The sequence below is a fragment of the Pseudomonas sp. FSL R10-2189 genome, assembly GCF_009600325.1.
Lineage (GTDB): Bacteria > Pseudomonadota > Gammaproteobacteria > Pseudomonadales > Pseudomonadaceae > Aquipseudomonas > Aquipseudomonas helleri.
This window is the reverse complement of sequence record NZ_WIVZ01000084.1, coordinates 1-1,891: the sequence shown is the minus strand read 5'-3', so window position 1 is coordinate 1,891 and position 1,891 is coordinate 1. Positions and strand designations below refer to the sequence as shown.

1 protein-coding gene is annotated in these 1,891 nt (G+C 58.6%); it reads right to left on the bottom strand.

Features of this window, described 5'->3' with window-relative positions; genetic code table 11:
- Nucleotides 1–78: 78 nt before the first annotated feature.
- The gene (ltrA, locus tag GHO32_RS25920) at nt 79–1,338 is read right to left on the bottom strand and encodes a group II intron reverse transcriptase/maturase (protein WP_153443089.1); all 1,260 of its coding nucleotides are present in this window, start codon (nt 1,336–1,338) and stop codon (nt 79–81) included.
- Between the last annotated feature and the right edge of the window lie 553 nt (nt 1,339–1,891).

Here is a 1,891-nt window from a genome sequence, read left to right as displayed (position 1 = left end):
AGGATCGAGTAGGGTGAGGGATTTTTTTTTCCCTCAGCCCTCTCACACCACCGTACGTGCGGTTCCGCATACGGCGGTTCAACTAATACGCTGGAGTCCCTGCACAGTGCTGCGCAGCGAGACCAGCCCCATTTTGGCGAAGTACAACCTCGGTACTGCCTGATTCATGTGTTTGGATGCCGAGTTCCACCAAGGCCCTCGCCCGTTTACACTCGACTTCCACGCCCGCTCAGGCCTAAGCCCAAGTAAGATGAGTCGTCGTTCGCGGGTCTTCGGGGTTTTCCACTGTCGCCAGAGCAGGCAACGTAGTTTTCGACGCAGCCACCAATCGAGTTCATCCAGCGTCCGCATGTTCGCGGTAAGCCGAAAGTAGTTTGCCCAACCCCGCAACACGGGATTTAGCATCTCTATAGTGTGAGACAAGGACCGTCCTCGCCCCTTGCGCAGCAACTCACGAACTCGATCCATCAGTCTTCGCAGGCTTTCGGGGGCAGGTCGCACCCGTGTCTCTTGGCGATAGATCGTAATCGCGTAGCCCAGAAACTTTCGCTTCCAAGGCCGTGCTACTGCGCTTTTCTGCTCGTTGATACGTAGCTTCAGATGACCTTCCAGGAAGGCTCTGATGTTCGCCATCGCCCGTTGCCCTGCGCCTTCACTGCCGATGTAGATATTGCAGTCGTCAGCATATCGGCAGAACTTCAACTGCCGCCTTTCCAGCTCTCGATCAAGATCGGTCAGCAGGATATTCGACAGTAATGGGGACAGCGGCCCACCCTGAGGCGTACCCTCGCTGCGAGGTTGAATCACGCCATTAGCCATCATCCCCGCCTCTAAGAAGCGCCGGATCAGCTTGAGTACGCGACCATCCCTCACTCGATAGGCGAGTCGAGCCATCAACACGTCGTGGTTGACCCGGTCGAAGAATTTCTCCAGGTCGATGTCCACTACCCAGTGCTTTCCTTCGGCCACATACTCTTTCGCCTTGGCGACCGCATCGAGCGCACTTCTCTGCGGACGAAAGCCGTAGCTGCCATCGGAGAAGGTTGGCTCGAAGATCGGTTGCAGTACTTGATGGAGCGCCTGCTGGATAAGCCGATCCACCACCGTGGGTACGCCGAGTGTTCTAACCCCGCCATTAGGCTTGGGAATGTCCACTCGGCGCACCGCCCGTGGCAGGTACCGATCCTCCAGCAGTGCCGCCTTCACACTTGGCCAGTGCACCATCAGCCAGTCCTTCAGTTCCTCAACCGTCAAGCGATCAACGCCTGGCGCGCCTCGGTTCTTCAGGACGCGCTTGTACGCTCGTCGCATGTTGCTGGGTTCGACCACCTGCTCCATGAGCCGGTAGTCCTCCGATTTCGTTCGCCCAGCCGTCGCCGCAACCCCCTCAGCACCTTGCGGGCTTCTTTCCGGATTCCGTCCGGCCATGGCAGGCAGGCCTCCCGTGTCGGGAGCTTCTGCGTCATCGTGGGTTGTCGAGATCAGCTGTTCTACTCTCGGTATTAATCGTTCAGGCCTTCAGTCTCGCGACCTACTATGCCCTCTGCTGACTTCTGCACAGTCATTCCAGCACCTCGCGGTGCCGGTAGCCCTGACGGGCAACCGTGCAGATCTCCCCGGGTATTGCGCACCCACTTTCACGCTTATGCCTGTCGGATCTACGTCATGGCGTTCTGTGCAAGTATTGGGCTTCGCAGATTTCGGACTGCTTACCCCGCCATGCCGCCTCGTATCCGCTTCCTGTTCGTCAGGCCAGCGATTTGCCTCGGGCTTCCTTCAGACTCGCAGTCGCCCGCGAAACCCTTGCCTCTAGCTAGCACTTCCCCTTGCCGGGTGTGCGGGGGACTTTCACCCCTGAGTGAGCGCGCCCTGCCGGGCGCACCAAAAAAAA